This is a genomic window from Bradyrhizobium sp. ISRA442 (assembly GCF_038085055.1).
In the GTDB taxonomy this organism is placed as follows: domain Bacteria; phylum Pseudomonadota; class Alphaproteobacteria; order Rhizobiales; family Xanthobacteraceae; genus Bradyrhizobium.
The window spans coordinates 36,285-59,306 of record NZ_JALGCN010000028.1; the positions used below are offsets into that span (position 1 = coordinate 36,285).

General features: G+C 64.2%; 19 protein-coding genes. 10 read left to right on the top strand and 9 right to left on the bottom strand.

Annotated elements, in window-relative coordinates; all coding sequences use genetic code 11:
• Positions 1-189: 189 nt before the first annotated feature.
• The 3 genes from MTR72_RS35370 (at position 190) to MTR72_RS35380 (ending at position 4,130) form a co-directional block, all read left to right on the top strand.
• A complete protein-coding gene (locus MTR72_RS35370) occupies positions 190-981 on the top strand; it encodes an enoyl-CoA hydratase (RefSeq protein ID WP_280967884.1) in 792 nt (263 codons plus the stop codon).
• 2 nt (positions 982-983) lie between these two features.
• On the top strand, positions 984-1,745 hold the full coding sequence (locus MTR72_RS35375; protein ID WP_280967885.1) for a hypothetical protein: 762 nt from the start codon (positions 984-986) through the stop codon (positions 1,743-1,745).
• 270 nt (positions 1,746-2,015) lie between these two features.
• The gene (locus MTR72_RS35380; RefSeq protein ID WP_280967886.1) at positions 2,016-4,130 is read left to right on the top strand and encodes an acetate--CoA ligase family protein; all 2,115 of its coding nucleotides are present in this window, start codon (positions 2,016-2,018) and stop codon (positions 4,128-4,130) included.
• 49 nt (positions 4,131-4,179) lie between these two features.
• On the opposite strand, the gene gtdA is transcribed toward MTR72_RS35380, so the two are convergent.
• Entirely contained in the window at positions 4,180-5,220 is a 1,041-nt protein-coding gene (gene gtdA, locus MTR72_RS35385; RefSeq protein ID WP_280967887.1) for a gentisate 1,2-dioxygenase, read from the bottom strand.
• A gap of 145 nt (positions 5,221-5,365) precedes the next feature.
• Here gtdA and maiA point away from each other — a divergent pair, with 145 nt between their 5' ends.
• Both maiA and MTR72_RS35395 read left to right on the top strand, forming a co-directional pair.
• Positions 5,366-5,998, top strand: coding sequence for a maleylacetoacetate isomerase (maiA, locus tag MTR72_RS35390; protein WP_280967888.1), 633 nt, complete (start codon positions 5,366-5,368; stop codon positions 5,996-5,998).
• Positions 5,988-6,500 carry a MarR family winged helix-turn-helix transcriptional regulator gene (locus tag MTR72_RS35395; RefSeq protein ID WP_280967889.1) on the top strand — a complete coding sequence of 171 codons (513 nt, stop codon included), beginning with the start codon at positions 5,988-5,990 and terminating at the stop codon, positions 6,498-6,500. The genes maiA and MTR72_RS35395 overlap by 11 nt, the downstream gene beginning before the upstream one ends.
• A gap of 172 nt (positions 6,501-6,672) precedes the next feature.
• Here the strand turns inward: MTR72_RS35395 and MTR72_RS35400 are convergent, their stop codons facing one another.
• The 4 genes from MTR72_RS35400 to MTR72_RS35415 form a co-directional block, all read right to left on the bottom strand.
• Positions 6,673-8,286 (bottom strand): benzoate-CoA ligase family protein, encoded by a 1,614-nt coding sequence (locus tag MTR72_RS35400; protein WP_280967890.1) that lies wholly within the window; start codon positions 8,284-8,286, stop codon positions 6,673-6,675.
• Positions 8,283-9,422, bottom strand: a complete 1,140-nt coding sequence (locus MTR72_RS35405; protein WP_280967891.1) for an FAD-dependent monooxygenase — start codon at positions 9,420-9,422, stop codon at positions 8,283-8,285. Before MTR72_RS35405 ends, MTR72_RS35400 begins: the two co-directional genes overlap by 4 nt.
• A 260-nt stretch (positions 9,423-9,682) precedes the next feature.
• Complete coding sequence (locus MTR72_RS35410) at positions 9,683-10,516, bottom strand: cysteine rich repeat-containing protein (RefSeq protein ID WP_280967892.1); 834 nt, start codon at positions 10,514-10,516, stop codon at positions 9,683-9,685.
• 164 nt (positions 10,517-10,680) lie between these two features.
• Entirely contained in the window at positions 10,681-11,682 is a 1,002-nt protein-coding gene (locus MTR72_RS35415) for an NADP-dependent oxidoreductase (protein ID WP_280967893.1), read from the bottom strand.
• A gap of 209 nt (positions 11,683-11,891) precedes the next feature.
• Between MTR72_RS35415 and MTR72_RS35420 the strand changes: the two genes are divergently transcribed.
• Together MTR72_RS35420 and MTR72_RS35425 are read left to right on the top strand one after the other, a co-directional pair.
• Positions 11,892-13,187 (top strand): dicarboxylate/amino acid:cation symporter, encoded by a 1,296-nt coding sequence (locus MTR72_RS35420; protein WP_280967894.1) that lies wholly within the window; start codon positions 11,892-11,894, stop codon positions 13,185-13,187.
• A gap of 12 nt (positions 13,188-13,199) precedes the next feature.
• Complete coding sequence (locus MTR72_RS35425) at positions 13,200-14,123, top strand: amino acid ABC transporter substrate-binding protein (protein ID WP_280967895.1); 924 nt, start codon at positions 13,200-13,202, stop codon at positions 14,121-14,123.
• Between the two features lie 94 nt (positions 14,124-14,217).
• Here MTR72_RS35425 and MTR72_RS35430 read toward each other — a convergent pair whose 3' ends face one another.
• Positions 14,218-15,150: an ATP-grasp domain-containing protein gene (locus tag MTR72_RS35430; RefSeq protein WP_280967896.1), complete on the bottom strand. Its 933-nt coding sequence runs from the start codon at positions 15,148-15,150 to the stop codon at positions 14,218-14,220.
• A gap of 367 nt (positions 15,151-15,517) precedes the next feature.
• Between MTR72_RS35430 and MTR72_RS35435 the strand changes: the two genes are divergently transcribed.
• From MTR72_RS35435 to MTR72_RS35445, 3 genes are all read left to right on the top strand, one after another.
• Positions 15,518-16,291: a ferredoxin--NADP reductase gene (locus tag MTR72_RS35435; RefSeq protein WP_280967897.1), complete on the top strand. Its 774-nt coding sequence runs from the start codon at positions 15,518-15,520 to the stop codon at positions 16,289-16,291.
• Between the two features lie 547 nt (positions 16,292-16,838).
• Complete coding sequence (locus tag MTR72_RS35440) at positions 16,839-18,464, top strand: FMN-binding glutamate synthase family protein (RefSeq protein ID WP_280967898.1); 1,626 nt, start codon at positions 16,839-16,841, stop codon at positions 18,462-18,464.
• Positions 18,465-18,569: 105 nt separating this feature from the next.
• Complete coding sequence (locus MTR72_RS35445; protein ID WP_280967899.1) at positions 18,570-18,809, top strand: PilZ domain-containing protein; 240 nt, start codon at positions 18,570-18,572, stop codon at positions 18,807-18,809.
• A gap of 129 nt (positions 18,810-18,938) precedes the next feature.
• On the opposite strand, the gene MTR72_RS35450 is transcribed toward MTR72_RS35445, so the two are convergent.
• From MTR72_RS35450 to MTR72_RS35460, 3 genes are all read right to left on the bottom strand, one after another.
• Positions 18,939-20,234 carry a hemolysin family protein gene (locus MTR72_RS35450; RefSeq protein ID WP_280967900.1) on the bottom strand — a complete coding sequence of 432 codons (1,296 nt, stop codon included), beginning with the start codon at positions 20,232-20,234 and terminating at the stop codon, positions 18,939-18,941.
• Between the two features lie 143 nt (positions 20,235-20,377).
• Positions 20,378-22,354: a carbohydrate porin gene (locus MTR72_RS35455; RefSeq protein ID WP_280967901.1), complete on the bottom strand. Its 1,977-nt coding sequence runs from the start codon at positions 22,352-22,354 to the stop codon at positions 20,378-20,380.
• Between the two features lie 393 nt (positions 22,355-22,747).
• On the bottom strand, positions 22,748-23,011 hold the full coding sequence (locus MTR72_RS35460) for a hypothetical protein (RefSeq protein WP_280967902.1): 264 nt from the start codon (positions 23,009-23,011) through the stop codon (positions 22,748-22,750).
• Positions 23,012-23,022 lie beyond the last annotated feature (11 nt).

Here is a 23,022-nt window from a genome sequence, read left to right on the forward strand (position 1 = left end):
AAGCATCATTCCGGGGCGCTCGCGCCAAGGGGCGCGCCCCGCAATGACGGAACCGGCACCGTCATTGCGAGGAGCGTAGCGACGAAGCAATCCAGAATCTTTCCGCGGATGCATATCTGGATTGCTTCGCCGCGCTCGCAATGACGGTGTGGACATGGTCCGATCAAACAACAACAAGGGAAACGTTCCATGAGCAACGACATGGTCCTGCAAAAGCTCGAAGGCGGACTGCTCACCATCACCATGAACCGCCCCGAGCGCAAAAACGCGCTCAACCCGGACATGGTGCGCGGCCTGGTCGAAGCCGCGCGGCGCGCGGCTGACGATCCGGAGGTGCGCGCGGTGCTGTTCAAGGGCGCCGGCGGCAGCTTCTGTGTCGGTGGCGACGTCAAGTCGATGGCGGAGGGACGCGCGCCGCTGCCGTTCGAGACCAAGCTCGCCAACCTGCGCCGCGGCATGGAAGTTTCGCGCATCCTGCATCAGATGCCAAAGCCCGTGGTGGCGCAGCTCGACGGTGCTGCGGCCGGCGCCGGTCTTTCGATGGCGCTGTCCTGCGATCTGCGCGTCGCCTCCGAGTCCTGCAAGATCACGACCGCCTTCGCCAAGGTCGGCTTCTCGGGCGACTACGGCGGCACCTATTTCCTGACCCAGCTTCTCGGCGGCGCGCGGGCCCGCGAGCTTTATCTGACGTCGCCGGTGCTGAGTGCCAGGGAGGCGCATGCGATCGGCCTGGTGACCAAGGTCGTGCCGGATGCCGAGATCGATGCCGCAGCGCACGAGCTCGCGCTGTCGCTGGCGCAGGGACCGTCGATCGCACTCGGCTACATCAAGCGCAATATCAACAATGCCGAGCATCTGGCGCTGGAGGATTGCTTCGACGGCGAGGCGATCCATCACACCCGCTGCGGCGACACTGAGGATCACAAGGAGGCCGCCAGGGCCTTCGTCGAGAAGCGCAAGCCTGCGTTCAAGGGCGCGTGACGATGGCGGCCTATATGCGGCTCCGGCAGATCTGCCTGGTCGCGCCGCAGCTCGGGCCGGTGATCTCCGATATCGCCGCGATCATGGGCCTCGCCGTCTGCTATCGCGATGGCAATGTCGCAAAATACGGCTTGGAGAATGCGTTGCTCCCGGTCGATACGATCCTGCTCGAGGTGGTGGCACCGTTCAGGGACGGCACCGCGGCCGGCCGCTTCATCGCGAAAACCGCCGGCCGCGGCGGCTACATGGCGATCTTCTGCTGCAACGATCCGGACGAGCGCGGCCGCAATGCGAATGCCATGGGCGTGCGCACGGCGAACGTGATCGATCACGCGCCCTATCATGGCGTGCAGCTCCACCCGCGCGACTGCCGCGCCGCCTTCATCGAGTTCAACCACACCGAAGGCAGCGACGACATCTTGGGTCCGTATCCGCCGGCGGGACCGGATTGGCAGAAGTTCATTCGCAAGGATGTGACGCGGGCGCTGACGGGCGTGGAGATGCAGAGCCCGGATCCGCAAAGTCTGGCCGAACATTGGGGCAAGATCGTCGGCGTCGCACCTGGCAAGGCTGAGGGGGGCGTAGATGAGTTGACGCTGCCCAATGCCAGCTTCCGTTTCGTGAGGGGCGCAGGCGAGATCATGAGCGCGCTGGAGTTTCGCGTCAGCGACGTCGCAAGCGTGCTTCATGCTGCCAAGACGAAGGGACACGCGGTGGCGGGCAATGAGTTTCTGCTGGGCGGGGTGACGTTCCGCGTCAGTTGATCCCTTGATCGTAACCCGTCACGCTGCGAGGATGCGAAACTTTGGCTGCCGCTTCAGACCTGAATTGAAAGAGCTACGTCGCGGCCTAAACTCCGTCATTGCGAGCGCAGCGTAGCAATCCAGACATGAATCCGCGGACAGATTCCTGGATTGCTTCGCTGCGCTCGCAATGACGATGTGGGAACGCGAGCCGCAAACAACTCGCATCTCAGGATGACGGATTGAGCTGAGTGCGGAAGGGCTCACAAAAACAAGAAGGGGAAATGCCACATGCCGCATCCGCTCGATAGCTTCTTCGCGCCGGCAAGCATCGCGCTGATCGGGGCTTCGCGCGATCATGAGAAGATACCGGGGCGGCTGCTCGCGATGCTGCGCAAGAACGAGTATCCCGGAAAGATCTATCCGGTGAACCCGAACTACGCCGAGATCGACGGGCTCGCCTGCTACAAATCGATCGCCGAGGTCGGTGCGCCGATCGATCTTGCAATCATCATCATTCCCGCCCGCGCAGTGCTCGCCGCGCTCGAGCAATGCGCTAGCGCCGGCGTGAAGAATGCGGTCATCATCTCCTCGGGCTTTGCCGAGGAGGGCGGCGACAGCGCCGCGATGCAGGACGCGATCGCGGCCTTGGCCAAGCGCACCGGCATGCGGATTTCCGGTCCGAACGCCGAGGGCTTTTTCAGCCAGGTGCAGCGGGTGGCGGCGACCTTCAGCCCGGCAGTCGACGTCAAGCCGGGCGTCGTTCCGCTCGTTGCCACGCAAAAGCGGATCGGCATCGTCGCACAGAGCGGCGGCGTCGGCTTTGCCTACTATCACCGCGCCAAGGCGCTCGGCGTTGCCGTAAGCTATGTCGTCAGCGCCGGCAACGAATCCGATCTCGGCGCCGGCGAGTTCCTGGACTACCTGGTGCAGGATGCCTCGACCGACGTGATCCTGCTGTTCATCGAGGGCATCCGCGACGTCGACAAATTCCTTGCCGCCGCGCGTCGCGCCGCGGAGATGAAAAAGCCGGTCATCGTCACCAAGGTCGGCCGCTCCGGCGCGGGGATGCGTGCGGCCGCCTCGCACACCGCCAGCATGGCCGGCTGGTCGGCGGCCTATGATGCGGTGTTCGCCAGATACGGTTTCATCGTCTCCAACGATCTCGACGAGGCCCTGACCATCGCGGCGGTGCTTGCAAGCAACCCGCTGCCGAAGGGCGATCGCGTCGCGGTCGTCACCGTCTCCGGCGGCGCCGGCATCTGGGGCGCGGATGCAGTGGCTTTGCACGGCTTGCAAGTGCCTGAGCTCTCCGAGTCCATCCAGGCCGGGATCAGGGCGCTGATGCCATCCTACGGCACTGCGCGCAACCCGATCGACGTCACCGCGCAGGGCGTGACTTCAGGCGGTCTTCAAAAGAGCGTCGATCTGCTCACGGCCTCAGCCGAGGTCGACGCGATCCTGGTCGTGCTGTCGCTGTCGAGCGAGGTGCGGATGCCGTTCAAGGAAGCTGAGCTGAAGCCCGTGCTAACCGCGCAGCACAAGCCGGTGGTGTTTTATTCATACACGCTGCCCTCGGACTTCGCCCGGCGCGAGCTTGCGAAATCCGGCGCGGTCGTGCTCTCCGGCCTCACCCATGTCGGGGTCGCGATGCGGCAACTCGTCGATCATGCCCGCTTCAGGCTGCCGAAGCCTGCGGATGAGATGCGGCTGCCGGCGCGCGATCTCTCCGTGCATTTGAAATCGCCGGTTCTGTCCGAAGCCGACAGCAAGGCGCTGCTCCGTGCCGCGGGAATTGAGCTGCCGGATGAGGTGCTGGTGAGCGACAAGGTTGCGCTCGACCAGGCGATCGCGCGCGTCGGCTTCCCGCTGGTGATGAAGATTCAGTCGCCTGATATCGCGCACAAGAGCGAGGTCGGCGGCGTGCGGGTCAACATCACGACCAAGGGCGAAGTATTCCTGGCGTTCGAGGCGCTGCTCGGCAATGCGCGCAAGCACCGACCCGAAGCCGAGATTCAGGGCGTGCTGGTCGGGCCGATGGCGAAGAAGGGTATCGAGATCATCGTCGGCACGATGACGGACAAGACGTTCGGTCCGATGGTGATGGTAGGGCTCGGCGGCATCACCACCGCGCTGTTCCGCGACATCGTCTATCGCCCGGCGCCGGTGAGCGCGGAGGAGGCCGGCGCGATGCTGGCGAGCCTGAAGGCCGCACCGCTCCTGAATGGCTTTCGCGGAGCGGCAAAGGCAGATGTCGCGGCACTGGCGCAGCTCATTGCCGACGTCTCCGTGCTCGCGGCGCGACATGCGAACGAGATAGCGGAGCTCGAGCTCAACCCGGTGCTCGTGCACGCCGAGGGGCAGGGCGTGACGATCGTCGATGCGCTGGTGGTGGGGTGGAAGTAGCTAGCCAAGCGCGTCGGGACGACACCGAATGTGACATCGGGGGCCCGCCTCACGCATTCCCGCGGTCCTCGCGGAACAGGTCGAGCTTTTGCTGCACGGGGCGGTCGGAGAAGCTGAACAGCACTGCGTCGGCGTCGGCCTCGTGCGTGACCCAGTGCCAGCTCGGCACGACGAACAGGTCGCGCGGGCCCCATTCGAACGTCGCCTCGCCGATGCGGGTGCGGCCGCGCCCTTCGATCGGACAGAACACGGTGGCATCGGTCGATCGGTAGCGCGCGGTCTTGAATCCCCTTGGCAGGAGCTGGATGAAGGTGCCGATGGTCGGCATCGCGAAATCGCCAGTCTCGGGATTGCTGAACTTCAGCTTCAGGCCGTGGCAGGCGTCCCACTCTTCGCGCGTCTTGGCCTTTTCCAGCGCGTCGCGAGTGTAGGCATAGGGATAGCTGAAGATCGGCGAGGTCTTCGAATTCCGCTTCAGGTCGACCGGCAGGAGATTGTGGCCATAGCGCGCAAAGCTGTCGCCGGCGGGTTTCGTGATCTTCTGCTGGTCTTCGTTCGAGCCTTCGGCAAAGGAGCAGTCGAAGAACTGCACCAGCGGGATGTCGAGGCCGTCGAGCCAGAACATCGGCTCGCTGGTCTCGTTGGAATGGTCGTGCCAGGTCATCGACGGCGTGATGATGAAGTCGCCGGGCTCCATCGCGGTGCGCTCTCCGTCGACTGCGGTGTGGGCGCCCTTGCCCTCGAGCACGAAGCGCAGCGCCGACTGGCTGTGGCGGTGGGCCGGCGCGACGTCGCCGGGCACCACCATCTGCACGCCGGCATAGAGCGACGTCGTGATCTTCGACTGGCCGCGCAGGCCGGGATTTTCCAGGACCAGCACGCGCCGCTCGGCTTCCTTCGCGGTGATCAGCTTGCCGGCCTCGGTCATGTAGTCGCGGATGACATCGAACTTCCAGAGGTGCGGCCGGCAGGCGCTCTTCGGCTCCGGCGTGATCAGGTCGCTCATCACAGTCCAGAGCGCGGTGAGATTTTCGCCGTCGATCTTCCGGTAAAACGCCTCGCGTTCCGGCGTCTTGGTCACGGCTTCCATGGCGCGCCTCCTGTCGTTCTTGTCTAGATTGACAGCATACTGACAATCTTTGTAGCGTCAATGGCGCCTATATAGCAGTGTCATTCCGGGTTCTCGCTTCGCGAGTCCCCGAATGATGAACGGGAAAATTCATGGGAGGGTTCCGATGAAGCTGCACGGCTATTTCCGCTCCAGCGCGGCCTATCGGGTGCGGATCGCGCTGAACCTGAAGGGGCTCGGAGCCGAGCATCTGCCGCATCATTTGCGCAAGGGCGAGCAATGCGCGCCCGCCTATCTCGCCGTCAACCCGCAGGGCCTGGTACCGGCGTTGGAGAACGATACGGGCGCGGTGCTGACCCAGTCGGTCGCCATCATCGAATGGCTAGAGGAGACCCATCCGAACCCGCCGCTGCTGCCGAAGGATCCGCTGCAACGCGCCAAGGTGCGGGCGTTCGCGCTGGCGATCGCCTGCGACACCCATCCGGTCCAGAACCTGAAGGTGCTGGTGCGGCTGCGCGAGCTCGGCCTGCCTGAGGAGAAGGTCCAGGAATGGGCCGCCTGGGTCAACCGCGAAGGGCTGTCGGCCTGCGAAACGCTGATCAAGGACGAGTCGGGTCCGTTCTGTTTCGGCAATGCGCCGACGCTCGCCGATCTCTGCCTCGTGCCGCAGCTCGGCAATGCGCGCCGCTTCGGCGTCGACGTCTCGGCCTATCCGCGCCTGCTCAAGGCGGAAGCCGCGGCGAAGGCGCTGCCGGCGTTCGCCAATGCCGCGCCGGAGAAGCAGCCCGATGCCGAGTAAGCCCGCCCCTCCGATCACGATGGACGCGGTCTATGCCGCGCCGGGCTATCTGTTCCGGCGCATGCAACAGATCGCGGTCTCGATATTCATGGAGGAGTGCCGAAGCTTTGACCTCACGCCGGTGCAATATGCGGCGCTGATCGCGATTCACACCCACCCCGGCATCGATGCGACGCGGCTGTCGGCGGTGATCGCCTTCGACCGCTCCACGCTCGGCAGCGTGATCGAGCGGCTTCAGGCCAAGGACTACATCGAGCGCAAGCCGGCGCCCGAGGACAAGCGGATCAAGCTGCTCTACCTGACCAAGCCCGGCGCCGCGATCCTGCGCGACATCATCCCCGCCGTCGAGCGCGCCCAGGCGCGCATGCTGGAGCCGCTGAAGCCCGCCGACCGCAAGGCGCTGATGGCGCTCCTGGTGCAGCTCGTCGATCTGAACAACGAGGCGTCACGCGTGCCGTTGCGGGCTGAGGATGCGCTTGAGCATTTGGGGAAGTCGGGGTGAGGGGACGCTGTCGCAACAATAATGGTCGTCATTCCCCGCGAAAGCGGGGAATCCAGTACGCCGCGGCTTTTCCGTATTCGTTACCGCCTCTGGAATACTGGATCGCCCGCCCCAGTGCGCAATTGCGCACAAGGCGGGCGATGACACTGAGAAAATTGATGAGGCCGCTACCTCACATCCTCAGCAACGCCTGCCGGTCGATCTTCCCCGTGCCCGTCTTCGGCAGTTCGTCGATGAAGATCACCTCGCGCGGATATTTGTACGGCAGCAGCTTGCCCTTGACGTAGTCCTGCAGCCTGCGTGTCGCCTCGCTCTGATCGGCGGCGCGGTTGTTCATCACCACCACCGCCTTCAGCGTCATGCGGCGGTCGGGCAGCTCAGTTGCGAACACCGCGCATTCGCGAATGTCGGGGTGATCGGCCAGGCACAGCTCGACCTCGAGCGGATAGACCCACTGGCCGGAGATCTTAACGAGGTCGTCGGCGCGGCCGCGGAAGAAGTGGAAGCCGTCGGAATCGCGCACGAAGCGGTCGCCGGTGTAGATCCAGCCGCCTTCGCGGATGGTCTCGGCGGATTTGTCCGGCCGGTTCCAGTACAGCGGCGTGTTGGAATCGCCGCGTACCCACAAGATGCCTTCCTCGTTGTCGCCGACGTCGTGGCCGTCCTTGTCCTTCAGCGCGACCTCGTAGCCGGGCACGCGCAAGCCCGCGGCGCCGAGCTTCTTCTGCCCCTCGCGGTTGGAGAGATAGATGTGCAGCACCTCGGTCGAGCCGAGCCCTTCGACGATCTCGAGGCCGGTGAGCTTCTTCCAGCCGTTGAAGACTTCGGCCGAGAGCACCTCGGCTGCGGAGAGCGCCATGCGCAGCGACGAAAAATTCGTTTTGTCTGCCTCCTCCGCCTTCGTCAGTGACGTGTAGAGCGTCGGCAGACCGAAAAATACCGTCGGCTTGTGTTGTTCGATCGCCGCGAAGATCGCCCCGGGCTTCGGCTGGCCGGGCAGGAGCAGCGTTGCCGCGCCGGCCGAGAACGGGAAGGTGATGGAGTTGCCGAAGCCGTAAGCGAAGAAGATCTTTGGTACCGAGAAGCAGATGTCGCCGGGCGTCAGTCTCAACACGTTCTGCGCAAAGGCGAGCTCGCTATAGGCCATGTCGTGCTGGAGATGCACGATGCCTTTGGGGCGACCGGTCGAACCGGACGAATACATCCAGAACGCCATCTCGTTGCGATGCGTTGCGGTTTCCGCGAGCTCGGCCGGGAACTGCGCGAGCCAGCCTGCAGCCGCGATTGCTTCCGGCGCGGCGTGGTCACGCACCTCGCCATTGACGACGATCAGCGTGCGCAGGGCGGTGTCCTTGCACGCCTCGGCGTTGAAGCGCGATGCGAATTCGGCGTCCGCCACCGCAATGCTCGCGCCGGAATCGGCGAGATAGAACTGCAGCAGGTCCGGCGGCGTCAGCGTGTTGATCAGCAGCGGCACGAAGCCGGCGCGCACCGCGCCGAAAAAGGCGGCCGGATAGGCCGGCGTGTCGTCGAGGAACATGAGCACGCGATCGCCGCGCTGCAGCCCCAGCGAGGCGAAGCCGTTGCCCCACTGGCCAGCTTCGGCACAGAGCTCGGCATAGGTGCGCGTGCCGGCCGGCCCGACCAGCGCGATGCTGTCGCCGCGTCCCTTGGCAAGATTATCGAACAACACGCGGCTCGCATTATAGGTTTGCGGAACGGCAAAGCCGATCTCGCGCGCGCCCGGACCGTCGGCGGGCACCTGGTCACGGATCTCGCTGCTCATGTCGCACCTCCGCCGTTCTTGGCGGCCTCATATTGCGTCATGAAGGCCGGCGACATCGCGCGAAGCCGGGCATCGTCGATGCGCCCGGACCGGGTGATGTAGCTGTAGGCAAAATCCATCAGGTCGAGATTCATATGGTCGGCGAAATGCTCGTACCAGCCGGCCGAGGTGCGGGCGGCATTGACCAGCTTCTGCACGACCGGCTTGCGTTCGGCCTGATAGCGATGCAGCGCGGTGGCCAGATGCGCATCCGATTCCAGCGCCTTCACCAGCGCAATGGCGTCCTCGATCGCGAGCCGCGTGCCGGAGCCGATCGAGAAATGCGCCGAGTGCAGGGCATCGCCGATCAGCACCATGTTCTTGAACGACCAGTGCTCGTTCCACACCCAGGGGAAATTGCGCCAGACCGACTTGTTGGAGACCAGGCAATGGCCGCCGAGCGTATCCGCAAAGACCTCCTCGCAGATCCCTTTGGATTGCTCGACATCCTTGTAGGCGAAACCGTAGGCCTGCCAAGTCGCATGGTCGCATTCGACCAGGAAAGTGCTCATGCTCGGCGAATAGCGATAGTGGTGGGCATTGAAGGCGCCGCGGTCGGTCTTCACGAAGGTCTGCGACAGCGTGTCGAAGCGCTTCGAGGTCCCGTACCAGACGAACTTGTTGGAGGAGTAGGACAGCGAGGTGCCGAAATCGCCCTCGAAGGCGCGACGCACCAGCGAGTTCAGGCCGTCGGCGGCCACGATCAGATCGTGGCCGTTGAGCTGGTCGATCGCATGAACTGGCGTGTCGAAGCGTGATGTAACGCCGACATCGAGCGCGCGCTGCTGCAGGAACTTCAACAGCTCGAGCCGCCCGATCGAGGAGAAGCCGACGCCGTCGATGGCGACGCTGTCGCCTTGCAGGTTCAGCGTGATGTTCTCCCAGCTCTCCATGTGCGGCGCGATTGCATCGACGGTCTCGGGGTCGTCGGCACGCAGGAATTCCAGCGCCTGTTCGGAGAACACGACGCCAAAGCCCCAGGTCGCGTCGGCCGGGTTCTGTTCGAACAGGTCGACCTGATCCTCGGGGTGACGCTTTTTCCAGAGATAGGCGAAGTAGAGCCCTCCGGGCCCTCCGCCGATCACGGCGATCCGCAACGTCTGCCTCCCTAATTGACAGTATACTTACTATCTCAGGGTAGACTAATGTGCTCCGGCCTCCCGCGCCAGAGGAATTATCGGCAAGGCATGGCGCCCGGAACACGATCCGGTCGCGCGTTTGACGCGATTTCCGAAACCGTCATCCGGCGAGCATAGCCAAACGGCGGTGGCTTGGCCACCCGGCCGTCAGACGCAGCGCTGCACCCGGATCCCTCACACGCCGCCAGATGTGGCTGCGCACGCTGTCCCGCGCGGTTCTATCGTGCCGCGAACGGCGCGAGCACCTCCTTGCACGCGGGCGACAGCCCTGCCGCATTGGATGCAAGGCACTGCGCGATGCGGCCGCCGCCCGGCGCGACGCCGGCACACAGCGTGCGGATGTCGCCGCCGCATGCCGACCGCACGATCAACAGCTCTTCGCGCGGCCGCAACGGCCGCAGCACGATCACGGTCGGCGCCGCGGCAGGCGTCGCCGCAGCGGCAGGAGCCGCCCCTGCCGACGCAGCCGCCGCGCCGCCGGATGCAGCGTTCATGGCCTTCGCGCAGGCCGGCGACACCTTGGCCTTGTTTTTCTCCAGGCATTCGAGCGCCGCCGCGCCGCCCGGCGGCACGCTGGCGCAGACCTTGGGATAGTCGGCACGGCAGGCGCTCTTGATTGCCGCGACCTGCGCACTGCTCGGTTGCGTTGGCGCGGCGGCTTTGGGAGCGGCTGCGGCGGCCGGCTTGGCCGCGGGTGCAGCGGGGGGCGCCGCCTCGGTCTTCGCTGGTTCGGACTTTGCCGGCTCAGATTTGGGCGGCGCAGCTTCGCTCTTGGGTTCAGTGTTCGGCGCGGCCGCGGGCTCGATCGCGCGCACCGCGCTCTGGCAGGCCGACGACAGGCTCGACATGTTCTTGCTGAGGCATTGCAGCGCTTCGGCGCCGCCCGGCGTGACGCTCGAGCAATGGGCCTGATAGTCGGCCCGGCATGCGGAGCGGATCGCGCTCTTCTGGGCATCCGTCGGCGCCTGCGCGAAGCTTGGTGCCGCAACTGCGAGGAGAGCCGTCGCCAGCAACGCACGGCGCGTTGCGAGATGCTTGCTTGTCTTGAACATCTGCAAAATCCTGCCCTGTCGGTGGAGCGCGCGGCGTTCTGCTCAAGGCTCCCAAAAATTAATGCGATCGCAATCGTCGCGAGTGATACCTCGCGAGCCGCATCATTGGCCGCTTTGACTTCTACCGCAAGTAGATTGTGCCCGCCGAAAGTGACGTGACGACGTCAGAGCTTGACCATGCGCTTGCCGCGGTTCTCACCCGCAAGCAATCCGATCAGCGCCATCGGCGTGTTCTCCAGCCCATCGATGATATCCTCCTGGACTTTCAGCCTGCCGGATTTGACCCAGGCCTGGAGATCGGCCAGCGCGCGGTCGCGCTGCTCCATGAAGTCCATCACGATGAAGCCTTGCATGACGAGCCGCTTCACCACGATCAACCCGGGCACGCCGCGCGGGCCGTGCGCGGAGGGCACGCCGTCATATTGCGAGATCGCTCCGCAGCAGGCGATGCGGCCGTAATTGTTCATCTGCGGCAGGCAGGCTTCGAGAATGTCGCCGCCGACATTGTCGAAATAGACGTCGATGCCTTTGGGGGCGGCGGCGCGCAGCGCCTTGAACACCGCGTCGTCCTTGTAGTCGACGGCGGCATCGAAGCCGAGCTCGGAGGTCAGCCAGTTGCACTTGTCGGTGCCGCCGGCGATGCCGATCACGCGGCAGCCCCTGATCTTGGCGATCTGGCCGACGATCGAGCCGACCGAGCCTGCAGCCGCCGAGACCACGATGGTCTCGCCTTCCTTTGGCTTGCCGATCTCGAGCAGGCCGAAATAGGCGGTGAGGCCGGCGATGCCGAACACACTGAGCAGATGCGTGAGCGGTTCGAGCTTCGGCATTTTCGTGAGATGCTTTGCCGGCACCGCAGCATAGTCCTGCCAGCCGGTGTCGCCGAACACGATGTCGCCCGGCGCGAGCCCCGGCGCCTTTGCACCCACGACCTCGGCGATGGCGCCGCCGGCCATGACGCTGTTCGCCTCGACCGCGGAGCGGTAGGTCGCGCCATGCATCCAGGCGCGGTTCGCGGCGTCGAGCGAGATGTATCGCACGCGCAGCAAGGCCTCGCCGTCCTTCGGCTCCGGCACCGCGCTCTCCACCATCTTGAAATGTTCGGGACCAAGCTTGCCGCTCGGCTTTTCCACCAGAAGTATCTGGCGATTGACGTTTGCGCTCATGGCGTTCCCTCTGTGATTGTCTGGCGATTATTGGTGCAGCCGCCGCAAAGAAAAGGTGCAGGCCGCATTCGTTGTGCGCTGCATGAAGGCTAGAGCGCGGACTTCCGTTTCGCAACGGGAACATTCATGCGCCGCGATGCACGCTAAGCGTGTTGCCTAGTTGTCGTATCTGCGACATCATGAAGCGCCGGTGTACGTAGGGGTAAGCAATGTCGAACAGGTTTACGCAATACATCCTGGCCGCGATGGTGCTGGGCATCGTGATGGGTTCGGCGATCTACAACTTCCTGCCCGATACGCGCGCCGATTGGGCCTCGTCGATCAACCTGATCGCCATGATGTTCCTGCGCCTGATCAAGATGATCATCGCGCCGCTGGTGTTCGCGACCCTGGTCGGCGGCATCGCCCATATGGGCTCAGGAGCCAAGCTCGGACGCATCTTCGCCAAGACCATGGGCTGGTTCGTCAGCGCCTCCTTCGTGTCGCTGATGCTGGGCCTCGTCATGGTCAACCTGCTCCAGCCGGGCGCGAACTTCCCCGGCACGCTGCCGGACAGGGCGCAGTCGACCGGTCTGCCGGTCTCGGCGTTCTCGATCGAGAAATTTCTGACCCATCTGATCCCGACCTCGATCGCTGACGCGATGGCGCAGAACGAGATTCTCCAGATCGTGATCTTCGCCGTGTTCTTCTCGGTGGCGATGGGTGCGATGCCCGAGCGCTCCAAGCCGATCCTCGCGCTGATCGACGATCTCGGCCACATCATGCTCAAGGTCACGAGCTACGTGATGCTGTTCGCGCCGCTCGCGGTCTGGGCTGCGATCACGGCGACGGTGGCCAAGAACGGCCTCCTGGTGCTCTGGAAGCTCGTCGTCTTCATGGGTGGCTTCTATCTCTCGTTGATGATCCTGTGGGCCATCCTGGTCATCGTGGGCTTCATCGTGATCGGGCCGCGCTACAGTCATCTGCTGAAGCTGATCCGCGAGCCGTTGATGATCGCCTTCTCGACCGCGAGCTCGGAAGCGGCTTACCCGAAGACGCTGGAAGGGCTCAACCGCTTCGGCGCTTCGTCGCGGATCTCGAGCTTCGTGTTGCCGCTCGGCTATTCCTTCAATCTCGACGGCACGATGATGTACTGCACCTTCGCCAGCATCTTCATCGCGCAGAGCTATCACATCGACATGCCGCTCGGCACGCAGCTCGCGATGCTGGCGACCTTGATGATCACCTCGAAGGGCGTAGCCGGCGTGCCGCGCGCTTCCCTCGTGGTGATCGCCTCGACGCTGGCGCAGTTCAACATCCCCGAGGCGGGCCTGTTGATGATCATGGGTATCGACACCTTCCTCGACATGGGCCGCAGCGCCACCAACGTGATCGGCAACACGCTCGCGACCTCGGTGGTGGCGAAGTGGGAGGGAGAACTCGGGCCCGAGCACGCGATGGAACCGGACGATGCCGTGCCGGGCGACATGGTGCCCGGCGAAGTGCCCGCGATGGCCGGCCATTGATGGGAGTGCGTCATGCGCCCTTCAATGGCGATTGCGGGTGGCGGTTTGTTGCTGGCGGCGTGTCTGCTGGCAACCGGCGCCTCGGGGCAGAGCGGCGGCAGCGAAGGGCTTAGCCCGACGCTGTCGGCCATCAAGAATGCGCATACCGTGCGGCTCGGCTACCGCGAGAGCTCGCCGCCGTTCTCCTTCCTCGACCAGGCCAACCGGCCGATCGGCTACAGCCTCGAGCTGTGCGAGGCCATCGTGGAGGAGATCGGCATCGAGGTCGACGATCCCAATCTCGGAATCGAGTACGTCAAGGTCACCTCCGACGACCGCATCGACGCCGTACTCCAGAACAAGATCGACCTGGAATGCGGCTCGACCACGGCCAATGCCGAGCGCGGCAGGCGCGTCGCCTTCTCGCCTTTGATGTTCGTCGCCGGCACCAAGCTGATGGTGCCGAAGGCCTCCAGCGTCGCCGCCGTCACCGACCTGAAGGGCAAGACCGTGGTGGTGACCAAGGGCACCACCAACGAGCAAGCCATGCATGCGGCCGACAAGAAGTTCTCGCTCGGGCTGAATATCATCACGGCAGACGATCACGAGCAGTCGTACCAGATGCTCGCCGAGGGCAAGGCGGACGCTTTCGCGACCGACGACATCCTGCTCTACGGCCTGATCGTGCGCCACAAGGCGCAGGACAAGTTCCGCGTCACCGGCGACTACCTGTCCTATGATCCCTACGGCATCATGTTTCGCAAGGGCGAGCCGCAGCTCTCCGCCGTGGTGGAGCGTACCTTCCGCAAGCTCGGCTCAAACCACGACCTGGTCCCGCTCTACAACAAATGGTTCACCGCACGGCTTCCCACCGGCGAGCGGCTGAACGTGCCGATCTCGCTGCAGCTCGAAGAGGCGTTCAAGGCGATGGACGACTCGCCGAGCGCGAATAATTAGCGGGATTTGCGCTGAGACGAACGGGCCGCAATCTCGCTGCTGTCCCTTCTCCCCTCACAAGGGGAGAGGGTGCAGCGCGCTTTGCTGCATCAATTCAATCACCGCTCTCCCCAAACACCCGATCCAGCGCCGCACCGTAGGTCGCCTGCACGAGGTCCGGATACAGCTTCGCCAGCGCTTCCATCATCACGCCGGAGTTGATCTCCAGCACCTGCCAGGCACCATCGGCGCGGACGACGTCGATCGATGCGAAGGCGATGCCGATGGCGCTTGCGGCGTCGATTGCGAGCTTCACGCAGGCTGAGCGAACGTCGCCGTCGCCGACCAGCACCGGCCGCGCGCCGATGTCGAGATTGTGCCGCCAGGTGAGGACGCGCCGCTCGCCCTGGGGCACGATCGCATCCAGCGCCTGTGCTTCGCGTTCGCCGAGACACCGGCCGTGTCCCGCCGCGTTCGCCAGTTCGCGCAATGTGTGCACGCCGTCGCCGACGACCGACGGACGCTCCTTGCGGTAGACGATCAGCGGCCTGTCATCGAGCAGGATGACGCGGACCTCCTCCTCGATTTCGACGTAGGGGGAGATCACGAGGCCGAGGCTGGACGAGAAGATCTCGCTGACGGCGCGATCGAGTTCGTCGGGGTTCGTTGCCTTGAACACGAGGCGTCCCGAGGTGCCCTCATTGGGCTTCACCACCACGCCTTGCGGGGTCTGCGCAAGCAGCGCGCGCATCGCCTCGCGCCAGGCGGCCCCGGCGACATGTTCGCCCATGCTGGGATTGAGGAAGAGGTGATGGGCAATGCAGGGCACGCTGCTAAGCGCCAGCACCTCAGCGGTCGCGGATTTGTCGTTGGCAAGGCGATGCGCGATGGCGCTGTTGAGGCCGATATCATAGCCGAAGGCGAAGTGGCGCCTCTCGCCTCGGCGCATCGCGATCAGCCATCCACCGGGGCGGACATCGACCGCGATGTCGTTAAGGGCGCAGTAGCGCCTGATCGCCTGGACGAAGATCCGCTCGCCGCCTGTCATGTCGCGTTCCACCTGCCGAACACCGCAAAAATGCGGGAAAGGGCGCCAAACGCGAGCGAAAATCAGAGCTATTCTTAATGAAATTCTCGCGAGCGAAATGGAAATTATCTGCTGCCCGGAAGGTCCTTTGAGCAAAGAAATTGCCGCAATGCACCTATCCAGAGGAAATCGTTAATTTTCCTGTCAAATCAACGGTCAATGCCGATTTGACCTGCGTCAATTGCAGCCGGAACGAGGTTGATTATTGGCCTCAATGGCGTAGATCACACACGCGAAATCCTCCGCCATGGCAAGTGGTGTTCGTCTCGTTGTCAGAGGCCGGGTAACGCTTTTGTCCAAAGCCGCAAATATTCGGAATATCGAAAAAATGAGCGCGTTTTACCGAGAGAAGGTTCTTTCCGTCCGCCACTGGACCGATACGCTGTTCAGCTTCCGTGCCACCCGCGATTCCGGCTTCCGCTTCCAGAACGGCCAGTTCGCGATGATCGGGCTTGAGGTCGATGGCCGCCCGCTGCTGCGCGCCTACAGCATGGCGAGCGCTAATCACGAAGAAGAGCTCGAGTTCTTCTCGATCAAGGTCCAGGACGGCCCGCTGACCTCGCGCCTGCAGAAGATCAAGGAAGGCGATACCATTCTGGTCGGCCGCAAGGCGACCGGCACGCTCGTTACCGACAACCTCATCCCCGGCAAGCGGCTCCTGCTGCTGTCGACCGGCACCGGGCTTGCGCCGTTCGCCAGCCTGATCAAGGACCCCGACGTTTACGACCAGTTCGAGACCATCGTGCTGGTGCATGGCTGCCGCCAGGTCTCCGAGCTGTCCTATGGCGAGCAGCTCGTCGCCAGCCTGCGTGACGACGAACTGTTCGGGCCGCTGCTCTCCGAGAAGCTCGTTTACTACCCGACCGTGACCCGCGAGCCGTTCCGCAATCGCGGCCGCATCACCGACCTCATCAACTCCGAGCAGCTCTTCAACGACATCGACCAGTCGCCGCTCGACATCGCCACCGACCGCATCATGATGTGCGGCAGCCCCGCGATGCTGGAGGAGCTGCGCAACATGTTCGAAGGCCGCAGCTTCGTCGAAGGCTCGGGCAGCGCGCCCGGTCATTTCGTGATCGAGAAGGCGTTCGTGGAGCGCTGATCGCCGCTGGCGATGATCTTCGATCCGTTGCAGTCGTCGATTTGAGGCGTTGCCACCCAAACGTCGTCGTCCCGGAAGCGCAGATCCGGGACCCATAGCCCCAGGGTGCAGTTTGGCGAAGACCAGTAACCACTAGTTTCGCGCCCCAACTTCTCCCTGGGGTTATGGGTCCCGGCCTTCGCCGGGAAGACGCTGGAGTCCGGGGACCGATTTCTCGGCGCATCTCGAGCACTCGCTTCACTCTCCGCCAATCTCCCGCACCCACCTCCATCCCTCGACTTTGTTTTTGGCGGCCTTCGCGCGGGCCTTGCTATAGGCTCGCTCCAAAGTCTGGAGGCGATGCCGCATGGTCGCTGACCTGTCGTCTGTTGCACCGCAAAAGACCCTGCCCATCGGATGGATTGATTTGCGCCGGCCACCGGCCGCGTCATATCCGTAGACGGGACAATGGCGTAGTGTGTCCCGCCATTCTGGATAAGAGGGTGTCGCCGTGCCCATCGATGACAAAATGCAGAGGTCGCCCAAGCCCGCGATGGACGAGGGGATTATGGAAACTCTGCTGCTTCCCTTCTCGCCGCGCTTCATCGTCCTGACGATCTGCGCGGTCGTCACCGCGCTCCTGATCGGCATCGGCCTCGCCGACCGCAAGATCTTCGACATCCTGCTGATACCAATCCTGATGTTCGGCGCGCTGACGCTGCTCGGCGTCCGCGATCTCATGCAGAAGAGCCACGCGGTCCTGCGCAACTATCCCATCTCGGCCCACATACGCTTCCTGCTCGAAGAGATACGTCCCGAGATGCGGCAGTATTTCTTCGAGAGCGAGAAGGATGGCATGCCGTTCTCGCGCGATACCCGTGCGGTGGTCTATCAGCGCGCCAAGATGGAGCTCGACAAGCGTCCGTTCGGTACCCAGGAGGACGTTTACCGCGAGGGCTATGAGTGGATGCATCACTCGGTCTCGCCGAAGGCGCGTGCGGAGGACAAATTCCGCATCACCATCGGCGGTCCCGATTGCAAGAAGCCCTATTCGGCGTCGGTCTTCAACATTTCCGCGATGAGCTTCGGCGCGCTCAGCCCGAACGCCGTACGTGCGCTGAACGCCGGCGCGAAGAAGGGCGGCTTCGCGCATGACACCGGGGAGGGCGGCTTCAGTCCCTATCACCGCGAGATGGGCGGCGACATCATCTGGGAGATCGGCTCGGGCTATTTCGGCTGCCGTCATTCCGACGGCAGCTTCGATCCGGAGGCGTTCGCGCGCGTGTCGAGCGAGGACCAGATCAAGATGGTCGAGCTCAAGATCAGCCAGGGCGCCAAGCCCGGCCATGGCGGTGTGCTGCCGGCGGCCAAGGTCTCGGAGGAGATTTCAAAGATCCGGGGCGTCAAGATGGGCGAGGACTGCATCTCGCCGGCCTCGCACCGCGCCTTCTCCACGCCGGTTGGCATGATGCAATTCATAGCGGAGATGCGCAGACTGTCCGGCGGCAAGCCGGCCGGCTTCAAGCTGTGCATCGGTCACCCCTGGGAGTTCCTGGCGATCTGCAAGGCGATGCTGGAGACCGGCATCTACCCCGACTTCATCGTCGTCGACGGCAATGAGGGCGGCACCGGTGCAGCGCCCCTGGAATTCATGGATCATCTCGGCATGCCGATGCGGGAGGGCGTCAATTTCGTCCACAACGCGCTGGTCGGCATCAATGCGCGCGACCGCATCAAGATCGGCGCGTCCGGCAAGATCGCCACCGCCTTCGACATGGCGCGAGCAATGGCGATCGGCGCCGACTGGTGCAATTCGGCGCGCGGCTTCATGTTCTCGCTCGGCTGCATCCAATCGCTGAGCTGCCATACCGACCGCTGCCCGACCGGCGTGGCGACGCAGGATCCGACGCGGGCGCGCGCGCTCTATGTGCCGCTCAAGATCGACCGCGTGCACAATTATCACCACGCGACGCTGCACTCGCTGGCCGAGCTGATCGCGGCCGCTGGTCTCGAGCATCCGCAGCAGCTCCGCCCGATCCACTTCACCCAGCGCAGCTCGACGACCGAGGTGAGGTCTTTCGCGCAGCTCTATCCGTCGCTGCGCCCGGGCGAACTGCTCGAAGGTACGGAAGATCCGCGCTTCCGCGACGCCTGGCGGATGGCACGGGCGGAGACCTTCCAACCGGTGCTATGAGGCGCCGGCCCACCGCAGGACAACGTGAGCTTTCGACCGGGTAAACTGGCCGCGAGCGGTGCGGAGGCTTAACGTTTAATTCAACTTTATATGTAGATTCGCCCCATGGACGAACGCCGCGACAAAACCAGGCATCGTGTGCTGAAGGCCGGAACGATCGAGTTCGGCGGCGGCGCGATCGACTGCACGGTGCGCAATCTGTCGGCGGCCGGCGCCGCGCTCGATGTCACGAGCCCGGTCGGCATCCCCGCGCATTTCACACTGGTCGTCCCGGCCGACGGCACGCACGTGCCCTGCCACGTCGTCTGGCGCAAGGAAAAGCGCATCGGCGTGAAGTTCGATTGAGGTTATTGGGATTTTGAGGGCTCGTCCCTCAAACTCAGTCGTCGTCCCGACGAAGGCCGGAACGACGAATGGAGAGTGAGGCAGCGCTTTACTCTACTCGTAGTGCGGACGGATCTCACCGCTCGCCACTCACGCCGCCGCCCGCGCGTCCCTCCGGCTCGCCAGAATCTTGTCGATCCTTCGGCCGTCGAGATCGACCACCTCGACATGCCAGTCGCCGAGGTCGAAGGCGTCGCCGACGTTCGGCAGCACGTTGAATTGTTGCAGCACGAGGCCTGCCACCGTGTTGTAGCGGTGCGGCGGCAGTTCGATGCCGAGGAGCTCCCCGAATTCGTCGACCGGCATCCAGCCGGAGATCAGGAGCGAGGAGTCCGGACGCTGGACGTAAGCCGGCTCCGGCGGGCCCTCCTCCGAATGAAAGGCGCCGACGATCGACTCCAGAATATCGGCTGCCGTCACCACGCCCTCGAAGGCACCGTACTCGTCATGCACGAGGCCGATATGCACCGGCGCCGCCTTCAGGATCGCGAGCACGTCGCGCGCGTCGGCGGAAGCCGGAATGATCGGCGTCTCGCGCACCAGCGCGCGCAAATCTGGCGTGCGCTCGCGCATATAGGCGACCAGCAAATCCTTGGCCTGGAGCACGCCGATCGGGTTGTCGCGGTCGCCGTCGGAGACGGGAAAGCGCGAATGCGGGCTTTTCGCGATGAACGCCTGGATCTCTTCCGGATCGTCGTTCAGATCGATCTCGTCGACCTCCGTGCGCGGCGTCATGACGGCGCCGACCGGCCGGTCGCCGAGCCGCATCACGCCGGCGATCATCTCCTTCTCGCCCGGCTCCAGCACGCCCGCGCTCTCGGCTTCGCTGACGAGGTGATGGATCTCGTCCTCCGATACCTTCTCCTCCGCCTTGCCGCCGCGGCCGAGCAGCGTGAGGATCAGCTTGCCGGAGAGATCGAGCAGGACGACAAGCGGCAGCGAGATCCTCGCCAACCAGTCCATGACGGGTGCGACCTTGACCGCGATGCTCTCGGGGTCGCGCAGCGCCACCTGTTTCGGCACAAGTTCGCCGACGATCAGGGTCGCATAGGTGATGAGGGTGACAACGATGCCGACGCCGACGATGTCGGCGATGCCGGGCGACAGGCCGAGCTCGACCAGCCATTGCGTCAGCCGCTGTCCGAGTGTTGCGCCCGAGAAGGCGCCGGACAGGACGCCCACCAGCGTGATGCCGATCTGCACCGTCGAGAGGAACTTGCCGGGATCGGCGGCCAGCGTCAGCGCCCGCTCGGCACCGCGCACGCCCTTGGCGGCTAGCAGCGAGAGCCGGGCAGGGCGGGACGAGACGACCGCCAACTCGGACATGGACAGCAGCCCGTTGATGACGATCAGGACGACGACGATGACGAGTTCGACAGAGAGCATAGTACGCAATGGGTTGGAATTCGGTCCGGCGCACGCCAGTCCGAACATCCAATATAGGCAATCACTGCGGGATTTGTCCGGTTCCGATCAAATTGCCGCACCCAGGCTATTGGACTGTTCCCGCCGATGCGGCCAGCGGCCGCTCAGAACTCCGCGTGCAGGCGGCCCGAGAAAATCGAGACCGGGCCACGGTCGGCGTTGTAGGCGGGATTGACGATGAGTTGGTAGTCGGCCGTCAGGGTGACGTTCTTGATCACCGAATAGGCGTAGTACGCTTCGAGGATGCGTTCGTGGCGGTAGTTGAGCTGTCCGTCGCCGATCAACAGACCCGTGCCGCCTGCGGCCAGGAAGTCGCGATGCGGGGCCGAGAGCCCATTGATGGCACCGCCGACGCCGACCGTGTCGTCCGGCCGTCCCCAGCGGCTGCCCTTGATCGAGACACCGCCGGAGAGGCTGCGATCGATGTCGGTGAAGGACAGGATCTGGTTCTGGCCGTCGTTCCAGCTTGCGCGGGCGAACAGTCCGACGTCCTTGACGATCTGCTGCTCGAGGTTGACGTAGAAGCCGTATTTGGGCCGGTTGCGCTGGGTCGCGGTGGCGATATCGTTGATGTCGAGCGCCGGATTGGCCGCGGCGAGGTCCAAAACTTCGCGATAGTTGGCGGTGTTGCCGCTGTTGGCAAAAACGCCGACGCGCAGCTTGCCGGGCTGTTCGAAGATCGCATGGCGCTCCTCGAACTCCACCACCGTGCCTCCCGTCTTGAAGGTGAGCACGTCGCTGTTGGGCGCGGCGGGCACCTGGAACAGGCCGGCGCGGATCGCCCAATCCTTGCGGTTGAGCTCGACCACGGCGCCGCGGGTATAACCGGGAAGATCGGCGGGGAAGTCATAGGCTCCCGACGCCCACATCGCCCAGTTCATGAAGTCGGCGCGAGGGTCCTTGGCGTATGAATTGCCGTCGAAGAAATCGCCGACGGCGAAGCGGCCGACGATCAGCGTGACGCGGTCGATGTCGCGCTTGCCCGCAAGCTGGTTCGGCGCGTCAGCGACCTCTTCCTGTTCGCCGCCGAGGCCGAAGGTCTGCTTCAAGTAGTAGCGTTGCGGCCGGATCTTCGGGAATGGCGCGCCAGCCTTCTGCGCTTCGCCGTTGGAGAAGCCGGCAAGGCCGAGCGTGCCGTTGAGGCCAAAACCCTGCGCCAGCTCTGGGTTGAAATAGAACTCGCCGCCGTCCCACAGCCGCGCGCCCAGGAAGGCCGTCGTCGTCCACGTCGCCTGCAATTGGCCGCTGCCGGGAAGGCTTTGCGGGCTGGCATAGGGTGAGTGGATCGGACCATAGCCCTGCGGCAGGAACGTCGTCTGCGCGTGGACATTCCAGACGCTGGATTCCGGCAGCTTCGTCTTGCCGTCGACGGATGGCATCCACGGCGTGTCGCCGAATTGATAGTTCAGGCCGAGCTTGAACAGGTGGATGCGCGGCTCGACGTTGAGGTTGCCGAAGCCGAAGCCACTCAGATCATAAGTACGACGAGACAAGTCGACATATTCGTACTCGGCCTTTGCGGTCCAGTTGCCGCTGACCGCGTATTCGAGACCAAGTCCGGCCGTCCACCCCGCCTGATAGTGTCCAGGGCGCGCGATGACGTTGCTGACAGGAGGATCGTTGATGTCGACATGGGTGTGTCCCCAGGCGAAGCCCCCGGTGACATAAGGCATCAAGCGGCCGAACGCGTAACCGATGCGGCCGCGCACAGTGCCGACATAGTCGATGGTGGTGTTAAAGGGTTGGGGGTCTCGCCCCTGCGCCGGCGTATCCAGCGGGCCGGGGAACGTGGCGTCCGCCTCGATGCCGAGAACGATATTATTGGCGAGTTGGCGGTTATAGCCGAGCTGATAGCCGCCGCTCAGTCCCATCGCGCTGTGCGGCAGGATCAGACCCTGCTCCGGCAGCGGGTGGGTGCCGGGTCCGAAGCTCGCATCGCCATAGCCGAAGTGGCCGCCGACATAGAAGCCGGTCCAGTCGTAGAGGGTTTTGGCTGCTCGCGCTTTCAGCGGCAGATCAGCCGCAACACCAGCGGCAGGCAGGATCAGCACGCTGGAGGCGATGGTCGCGGCCGTCCGCAAGACCCGGTGTCGGTGACCTCTCAACGTCAAACGCACGTCCCCCAGACGCAAATGTGCCCCAACCGACGCGATATCACTGCCGATTCGCAGCGGTCCTGTCATCAGGTCTTGGTTGCTCAGCCGGCGAGATGATCCCGCCTCGACGCGATTTCTTCCCAAGTCCCTGCGCTTGTTGCGGACCTTATTGCGAATAATTCTTAATAGCAACTAGCGCGGAATGCCGCAGACGATGGTTCGCATCCCTGTGTGACGGGACTGCAACAAGTTCGCGAGGTCGAAAAATGGAAGACCCGCCCGGGGGGACAGCCGGGCGGGTCGGGAGGACGACACGGGGTGGATGAGGCGCCCGCGTCGAACGCAGGATCCACGTGAGATCGGCCTCAAGCCCTCAAATCAGTAGCAGGTGCGAACGCGGCCGACGTACTGGCCGTAGGCGTTGTACTGGGCGACCCAGCCGCAGCGGCGATAGCCGTAGTAATAGGGGTCATTGCTGGCGGCGATCGCGGAGCCGACGATGGCGGCGGTGGCGATACCGGCGCCGACACCCCAGCCCCAGCCGAGCGGCTTGGCTTCGGCCTGCGAGGTGGTGGACACGATGCTGCCGGCCACAGTGAGAGCAGCGAGCGTGACAGCGGCAATCCTGGTCTTGATCGACATTTGAAATCCAT

What these genes read in the sequence shown, in the direction of transcription:
- MTR72_RS35440 (WP_280967898.1), top strand. Translation starts at nt 16,839, where the DNA reads ATGGAAACTCTGCTGCTTCCCTTCTCGCCGCGCTTCATCGTCCTGACG.
- MTR72_RS35445 (WP_280967899.1), top strand. Translation starts at nt 18,570, where the DNA reads ATGGACGAACGCCGCGACAAAACCAGGCATCGTGTGCTGAAGGCCGGA.
- maiA (WP_280967888.1), top strand. Translation starts at nt 5,366, where the DNA reads ATGAAGCTGCACGGCTATTTCCGCTCCAGCGCGGCCTATCGGGTGCGG.
- MTR72_RS35430 (WP_280967896.1), bottom strand. Translation starts at nt 15,150, where the DNA reads ATGACAGGCGGCGAGCGGATCTTCGTCCAGGCGATCAGGCGCTACTGC.
- gtdA (WP_280967887.1), bottom strand. Translation starts at nt 5,220, where the DNA reads ATGGAAGCCGTGACCAAGACGCCGGAACGCGAGGCGTTTTACCGGAAG.
- MTR72_RS35400 (WP_280967890.1), bottom strand. Translation starts at nt 8,286, where the DNA reads ATGAGCAGCGAGATCCGTGACCAGGTGCCCGCCGACGGTCCGGGCGCG.
- MTR72_RS35370 (WP_280967884.1), top strand. Translation starts at nt 190, where the DNA reads ATGAGCAACGACATGGTCCTGCAAAAGCTCGAAGGCGGACTGCTCACC.
- MTR72_RS35375 (WP_280967885.1), top strand. Translation starts at nt 984, where the DNA reads ATGGCGGCCTATATGCGGCTCCGGCAGATCTGCCTGGTCGCGCCGCAG.
- MTR72_RS35415 (WP_280967893.1), bottom strand. Translation starts at nt 11,682, where the DNA reads ATGAGCGCAAACGTCAATCGCCAGATACTTCTGGTGGAAAAGCCGAGC.
- MTR72_RS35460 (WP_280967902.1), bottom strand. Translation starts at nt 23,011, where the DNA reads ATGTCGATCAAGACCAGGATTGCCGCTGTCACGCTCGCTGCTCTCACT.
- MTR72_RS35450 (WP_280967900.1), bottom strand. Translation starts at nt 20,234, where the DNA reads ATGCTCTCTGTCGAACTCGTCATCGTCGTCGTCCTGATCGTCATCAAC.
- MTR72_RS35395 (WP_280967889.1), top strand. Translation starts at nt 5,988, where the DNA reads ATGCCGAGTAAGCCCGCCCCTCCGATCACGATGGACGCGGTCTATGCC.
- MTR72_RS35410 (WP_280967892.1), bottom strand. Translation starts at nt 10,516, where the DNA reads ATGTTCAAGACAAGCAAGCATCTCGCAACGCGCCGTGCGTTGCTGGCG.
- MTR72_RS35420 (WP_280967894.1), top strand. Translation starts at nt 11,892, where the DNA reads ATGTCGAACAGGTTTACGCAATACATCCTGGCCGCGATGGTGCTGGGC.
- MTR72_RS35425 (WP_280967895.1), top strand. Translation starts at nt 13,200, where the DNA reads ATGCGCCCTTCAATGGCGATTGCGGGTGGCGGTTTGTTGCTGGCGGCG.
- MTR72_RS35380 (WP_280967886.1), top strand. Translation starts at nt 2,016, where the DNA reads ATGCCGCATCCGCTCGATAGCTTCTTCGCGCCGGCAAGCATCGCGCTG.
- MTR72_RS35435 (WP_280967897.1), top strand. Translation starts at nt 15,518, where the DNA reads ATGAGCGCGTTTTACCGAGAGAAGGTTCTTTCCGTCCGCCACTGGACC.